10 protein-coding genes are annotated in these 6,239 nt (G+C 48.0%); 3 read left to right on the forward strand and 7 right to left on the reverse strand.

Annotation, left to right across the window (positions count from 1 at the left end):
- Position 1: 1 nt before the first annotated feature.
- The 3 genes from NOS26_RS00945 to NOS26_RS00955 form a co-directional block, all read right to left on the reverse strand.
- Positions 2 to 607, reverse strand: a complete 606-nt coding sequence (locus NOS26_RS00945; RefSeq protein WP_255917140.1) for a class I SAM-dependent methyltransferase — start codon at positions 605 to 607, stop codon at positions 2 to 4.
- Between the two features lie 279 nt (positions 608 to 886).
- Positions 887 to 1,156: a hypothetical protein gene (locus tag NOS26_RS00950; protein ID WP_072983924.1), complete on the reverse strand. Its 270-nt coding sequence runs from the start codon at positions 1,154 to 1,156 to the stop codon at positions 887 to 889.
- A 6-nt stretch (positions 1,157 to 1,162) separates the two neighbouring features.
- Positions 1,163 to 2,119 carry an L-lactate dehydrogenase gene (locus NOS26_RS00955; RefSeq protein ID WP_014016246.1) on the reverse strand — a complete coding sequence of 319 codons (957 nt, stop codon included), beginning with the start codon at positions 2,117 to 2,119 and terminating at the stop codon, positions 1,163 to 1,165.
- A 403-nt stretch (positions 2,120 to 2,522) separates the two neighbouring features.
- Between NOS26_RS00955 and NOS26_RS00960 the strand changes: the two genes are divergently transcribed.
- Together NOS26_RS00960 and NOS26_RS11680 are read left to right on the forward strand one after the other, a co-directional pair.
- Positions 2,523 to 3,173, forward strand: coding sequence for a class I SAM-dependent methyltransferase (locus NOS26_RS00960; protein ID WP_255917141.1), 651 nt, complete (start codon positions 2,523 to 2,525; stop codon positions 3,171 to 3,173).
- A gap of 395 nt (positions 3,174 to 3,568) precedes the next feature.
- On the forward strand, positions 3,569 to 3,796 hold the full coding sequence (locus NOS26_RS11680; RefSeq protein ID WP_370687611.1) for a DUF739 family protein: 228 nt from the start codon (positions 3,569 to 3,571) through the stop codon (positions 3,794 to 3,796).
- 58 nt (positions 3,797 to 3,854) lie between these two features.
- Here the strand turns inward: NOS26_RS11680 and NOS26_RS00965 are convergent, their stop codons facing one another.
- Genes NOS26_RS00965 through NOS26_RS00975 form a run of 3 tightly spaced genes read right to left on the reverse strand, consistent with a single transcriptional unit; the run spans position 3,855 to position 5,313 of the window.
- Positions 3,855 to 4,322 carry a DUF2180 family protein gene (locus NOS26_RS00965; RefSeq protein WP_255917142.1) on the reverse strand — a complete coding sequence of 156 codons (468 nt, stop codon included), beginning with the start codon at positions 4,320 to 4,322 and terminating at the stop codon, positions 3,855 to 3,857.
- 18 nt (positions 4,323 to 4,340) lie between these two features.
- Positions 4,341 to 5,069, reverse strand: a complete 729-nt coding sequence (locus NOS26_RS00970) for a hypothetical protein (RefSeq protein ID WP_255917143.1) — start codon at positions 5,067 to 5,069, stop codon at positions 4,341 to 4,343.
- A gap of 31 nt (positions 5,070 to 5,100) precedes the next feature.
- A complete protein-coding gene (locus tag NOS26_RS00975) occupies positions 5,101 to 5,313 on the reverse strand; it encodes a DUF739 family protein (RefSeq protein ID WP_014016241.1) in 213 nt (70 codons plus the stop codon).
- A gap of 148 nt (positions 5,314 to 5,461) precedes the next feature.
- Here NOS26_RS00975 and NOS26_RS00980 point away from each other — a divergent pair, with 148 nt between their 5' ends.
- On the forward strand, positions 5,462 to 5,818 hold the full coding sequence (locus tag NOS26_RS00980) for a helix-turn-helix domain-containing protein (protein ID WP_014016240.1): 357 nt from the start codon (positions 5,462 to 5,464) through the stop codon (positions 5,816 to 5,818).
- Positions 5,819 to 6,081: 263 nt separating this feature from the next.
- Here the strand turns inward: NOS26_RS00980 and NOS26_RS00985 are convergent, their stop codons facing one another.
- Positions 6,082 to 6,234: a type II toxin-antitoxin system RelB/DinJ family antitoxin gene (locus NOS26_RS00985; RefSeq protein ID WP_255917146.1), complete on the reverse strand. Its 153-nt coding sequence runs from the start codon at positions 6,232 to 6,234 to the stop codon at positions 6,082 to 6,084.
- Positions 6,235 to 6,239: the final 5 nt, after the last annotated feature.

Raw genomic sequence — 6,239 nt, forward strand, 5'->3', positions numbered from 1 at the left:
TTTATAAAAAACTCCGTACCTGATAAACTAATATCTTTTCTTTTTCGTCGTCACCGTCAAAGAGATCGCGGCAGTCGATGGGCTCTTCGGCGATGAGGCGCAGGTGCTGGTTGAGGAAGTGCTCCGTATCTTCATAGGGATAGTAGAAAAAGAGGCGCAGCGGCCGCGGTTTGCGTTCGAGAGAGTCGAAGATTTTCCCGAGGACCCGCTTCAGCGTGTGCAGGGCGAAAGGATTGAAGAAAAAGCAGCAGTCTGCTTCATCGGGGATCTCATAGGCCGCCGCATCGGCCAGGACGAAGGAGACGCGCTGCCGTGCCGCCGGGCTCTTGGCGTTGAGCATTGCTTTCTGCCAGAGCCGTTCGTCGTATTCGATGCCGAGAGAATAGCAGCCCGTCTGGTAAGCCAGGAAAATACTCACCCTCCCCTTGCCGCTGCCGTAATCGATGAGGGTATTCTTTTTGCGGATCAGACCGCTGTTGGCCAACCGTTCAAGGACGCAGTAATCCGTCGGTTCGTAGGGATGGTGTTCCCCATCCGAATGACTGTCATCGCGCCCAGAAGTCTTAATCCCCAGCAGCTCTTCCCATTCCTGTTCACGTGTCGCCATAATGCACTCCTTTCTATTAATGTTGAAATACAATAATTCTATCATATACCGCTCACGGCAAAATAACAACTGCGTCGTTCGAAGGAAAACCCCCGGACATCTCCCGCGCCGGGGGTTTTTCTTTAGGCCTGACAGGACTCGACAGCCACATTTCAAGGTTAGTATGAATTAACAACCACTAACCCCTAGCCCCTGACTGCTAACCCCTAAAAAAAAGCTGCCGCATCAGCGACAGCCCTTTTTACATTAAACTTCAAACATCAAACCTCAAACGTTCTCTTAGAAGGAGAATACGAATTCAGCTCTCGTCTGTTCTTCCGGATCATCGGCATTGGTCTTATTCGTCTTCCATTTAGAGCCAAAGCTCTGGTAGACGTTAAATAAGGTATTCTTGGCTACGACATAGCTGCCGCCGACGCCCCAGGTCTTGATGTTGTTCAAGAAGACAAGAGTGTCCACAAGGTCAAATTCAGCCTGAAAAAAAATGCCCCGGCTGAGCAAGAAAGCCAAATCTGGTTCTTCACTCTGCCGCAGGCATTGTAATTTCAATTCAATCTATTTCTTCCAAAAAGCCTCTGCGTTGGCGATGTTCTGACGAATCGTCGCGCAGCAGGCTTTAAATTTTTTCAGTTCGTCGTCAGGCAAGTTGTATTCGATGACTTCTTCGATGCCGTTGGCGCCGATGACCGACGGGACACCGCAGAAGATGCCCTTTTCGCTGTATTCACCGTCCAAAGGAGCGCTGGCGGCCATGATTTTCCGTTCATCACGCAGGACGGCGCGGACCATGGTGGCACCGGTCATGCTGATGCCGTATTCCGTGCAGCCCTTGCCGGAGTACGTGACCCAGCCGGCTTTGATGGTCTGTTCCTGAACCTTGTCTTTATCGAAGACGTAGTTCGGATTTTCTTCCAATTCAGCCAGGGGCTTGCCGCCAAAGTGGATCAGCGACCAGGGGACGATCTGGGAATTGCCGTGTTCGCCCATCATGTAGGCCGAGAAGGAATGGTGGTCCAGGCCGGTCTGCTGGGAAATGGCGCTGACCAGACGCGAGCTGTCGAGACCTGTGCCCGTACCGAAAACGTGCCCCTTGGGCAGGCCGCTCTTCTTGGCGATGAGGTCTGTAATGACGTCGCAGGGATTGGTGATGTTGATGATGATGCCCTTGAAGCCGCCGGCCATAACTTTCGGGATGTAGTCGGCTACCTGAGGTACCGTGAAATGCATTTCATCGTCACGGTTGCCCGAAGCGCAGAGCTTGATGTCGCCGATGGCATTGACGATGACGTCGCAGTCCGCCAGTTCTTCATAGCTGGCAATGGTATAGTTAACACGATGAGGCATAAACATAACGGCGTCCATGAAGTCCTGCCGTTCGCTGACCAGTTTATCATGGTTGACATCACAGAGCTTGACTTCGTCGGCAATGCCTAAGACCCCCAGGTTGAAGGCCACATGGGCACCGACATGGCCCAGACCGATGACACCGACGATACGTTTTTTGAAACTCATAAAAATCCCTCCTTATTCTTATTATATCTATGTTATCAGGAAATCGTCCTGTTGTCTGTTGTAAATACTACGAAAAGTAAAGTGAACTTATACTTTTTTATTTATTTTTTCGGTGTCATCTAATTCCTTATGGTCATAACCTCAAATTCCCACTCCTCTCCTGTCTTGTCACAGATGGATTCTACGCAGGCACAGTTGTCAAACTTCGCCCCTTCCGGTAAATGGATTCCCTGCGGAGGAAAATATTTTTCCGGATCCTTCAACCATTTCAGGATATTCAGCCGCGTTTCATGCTTTTATTATATCTATTTTTATTGATATATCAATATATAGATTTGAAAAAATCAAAAAAAGTTGTACAATAGAGAAAAGTTATCAAATCAAGAAAGCAGGTGCTTCTACTATGACAAAAGAAGAAAAACAAAAAGCCATTACGACAGCCGGCAATCCAGCCAAACCGACAGGCGAAGCGGGCGAACAGATGCTGGCCCGCATGAATGAAAGCCATGCGCCCCTCACAGCCTGGGGCCTCTCGCACTTCACCTGGCGCGGCGATGAAGCCGTCCTCGACATCGGCTGCGGCGGCGGTGCCAATTTGCGCCGCATGAGCGCCCACGTGACGACGGGCCATCTGACGGGCATCGACTATTCTGCCACGTCCGTCCAGACTTCGCGCCAGACTAATGCCGCTGCCATTGCCGCCGGAAAAATGGAAATCTATGAAGGCTCCGTCGAAGCCCTGCCCTTTGCGGACAACACCTTCGATAAGATTACGACCGTCGAAAGCTTCTACTTCTGGCCAGACCCGCCGGAAAACCTGAAAGAAGTCCGCCGCGTCCTCAAACCAGGCGGCACGTTCCTTCTCATCGCTGAAATCTACGGCCACGACGGCCTCAGTGCTGAAGTCCGGGAAAATATCAAACGCTACCACCTCTATAACCCGACACCGGAAACCTTTGAAACCATTTTCCGCGATGCCGGCTTCCCCTCCGTCCAGGTCCACATCGAAAAAGACCACCGTTGGATCTGCATCGAAGGACAAAAAAAGCAGTGACCCCTATCATTTTTGGCAACCATCCTGCGAAGAATCGCAGGGGCATGCACGTGGCGCGCCCGTCTTGACGATACAACAACCGGGATACCCGCAGCGCATAGCGGGCCGCCCAAAGCCTTTCTGGTCCCTCTGGAAGTGCAGGACAGTTGCCAGAACGTGAAGGGTTAACAATGCCAAAAAAAAATCGCGGCCGGACGCCCTAACGGGCGCCGGCCGAAAAGAGTCCTAACGAAAAAATAAAAAGACCTAACTAAATTTTTTTTTGCTTCAGAGCCTAACCACCTGCAGCCAGGGAACAAGGGTAAATAGTACGGCTACGCCGCCCTTGTTCCCTGGCTGCAAGTGGTTTTCTTGTAAGGCGCAAAAAAAAAGAAAACATGGAAGGAGAGCCTCTCATGAAACCAAGAAATGTCACCTACAACTACAGCGCCTTACAAGACCTCATGAACAACCATTCACTAACAATTTCAGTATTGGCCCAAAAAATCTCCATCAGTCCCGAATCACTTACCAAGAAACTGAACTCTCAAAGTGAATTCACACAAGACGAAATCCGAAAAATCGTATCCCTACTCCGCATCCCTCCAGAAAAGATAACTCTCTATTTTTTCACAATTCTATAAGGTTAGCACTCACCATGCAAAAACGGGGCTGTCGCATCGCGACAGCCCCTGTGTGATATTATTTCAATGAAGCAATTGCCATCTCTATTTTTTTAGCCTCTTTCAAGGTCCGTATATTCTTGAACAGCCGAATAGGCAGGCAAATCCAGCCAATCAGCATGGCGATAAAGAATTTGATGAAAAAATATAAGACCCAACCGATAAGCGGCAATATCAGGAAAACATTCGGTGTAATCCGAGTCAGCATTTTCCAGCCAGGATAAACGCCGGCCATCATCCAAATGACTGCGATGGCGTTGAACAGCCCATTATATCCCTGGAAAGCAAAGACAAGGCCGATGATGGCGAAGACCGCTGTAATGGCAAACTCCTTGAAAACCTCATGTTTCGTGGCCTGCCAGCGTTTCAAATTACAGTCAGCACAAACAGGTATAGTCCATAAATCCATACATTCCTGGCACAATCCTTTTCCACAATCCACACAGGTCCCTACAGCATCTCGATCCGGATGATTATAACATTTCATAGCAAATTCCTCCTTATCTTAAATCCCATGCCAGGCATCGGTAATCGCGCGCCATCCTGATTTCAACAGATGTTCCTTCATTTCACTTTCCAATACGAACCGTGTCAATCCCAAGTTCGATAGCTCATTCATGATGCCCTGTGCATAAGTCGATTCCCCTAAATTAGGCCAGCCTTTCCAGTAAATAATCGCTTTGATGCGTTCCGAATGTTTGTCGGCCAAAAAATGCAGGTGATGGCCTTGGCGATCGTAATAAGTAAGGACCATATAGTGGAACTTCTGTTGATCGCCATAGTTCGTCTTGTAATTTCTCGTTCCCTGGACCCAGAATCCCGTATCCGGATCATGACTGTACACATCTTTGCGGTCAGCAGGATAGGCCTGCCCATACACCTTGATGACTTTTTCTGCTTTATCGCCTACTTGGATGCCCTTATCCGTCATCGGACCGGGCTTCAAGAAAATCAACTGTGTCAGTGTCCCAGCGGGATAACTGTAAAAATCACCCAAGAAACCGCCACGGCTAATCGTAATGAACATACTGTTATCAGTCTTGATGTACTGGTCATTCATCGCGTCATGTCCATAGAAACGGTAGCCATTGGCATTGATGTAATCCCAGAGGGGCGTTGCATTGTCATAGTCGAATTGGTTCATGACGCCGGCATCATCGACATAAGCAAAGCTCACAGGACTATACATCAGACACAATAAAAATATCCCCGTTGAAATCCATTTTTTCAGCATCGTTCTCCCTCCTATTGATTTGTTATCGAAACTATTTAGTCCTAAAAAAATACAGTGACAAATCGCGTACATCCAGACGTAAAATTTCTACACATCTACGGATTTCATCCTGCGTGAACTCAGTCCGCGAAGTCAGCTTGGAATATAGCGTAGAGCGGCTTATTTCTAATTGTTTTGCCAACTCTTCGCGGGTAATTCCCAGTTCTGCCATGCGGCCGTAGAGTTTAGAATAATCATACGTCATATCGGTCCTCCTTTTTGATTCGAAATCTGTACTTTTCTTCACAAAAAAATAGTACTATAAAAATAGCCTATCGTCAAGGCTTTTTGCACAAAATGTTGAGATTTCTAAACGTTTATTGTATACTTGTGAAAGAAAAGGAGGTTACCCCATGGAAAATAATATTTTTGGAAAACGCCTGAAACAAGCCCTTGAATACCGCCAGATGCGCGCTGTGGACCTGGCCCGCAAAACCGGTTTGACCCGCGGTATCATCAGTTCATATATAAATGGACGTTGGAAAGCAAAACAAACTAACGTCATGCTCATCGCCCGTGCCCTACATGTCTCCGAATCGTGGCTCATGGGGTACGATGTGCGCATGGAACCAGATACCGATTCCCTGACCAGCACCCTTTCCTCCGACGAAACTCAGTTGCTATCGCTTTATCGCACGCTGGACGATACGAACAAAAAAGCCGTCCTCGATTTTGTCCGCTTCAAAAATCTTGACAATGAACAGAAATGATTAATTTCGCTGTCATATCTTCAGTGAACTTTTTCATCGCCTGCATGCGATATCGTAGGGGACGTCCCAAAGGGCGTACCGCCGTGAATCCTGTACATAGCCGGAATTTATGACAGATAGCAAACGGTCATAATATAATCATGAGTCTGTCGCAGCGTAGCCACATCTAAGTCCGAATATCACAAAAGAAAAAAGGGCCCGCGCATGATGAAACACCATCATGCACGGGCCCTTTAAATCATTCTCGGGAACTGTCCTTCCCTCTATTCTTTTTCTGTATCGCCTTTAGCTGTGATTTCGAAGGGGATACGTTGTTCCCCGACGGATTTTTTGATGAAGATGTTGATTCCTGTGGACATACTCATGCCCACGGAATCGCAAAACTTTTCAAAGTCTTTTTTCAGCTTATCGTCGATGCGTA

This window comes from Megasphaera sp. SC8-1, assembly GCF_024436295.1.
GTDB classification, from domain to species: Bacteria; Bacillota; Negativicutes; order Veillonellales; family Megasphaeraceae; genus Megasphaera; species Megasphaera elsdenii.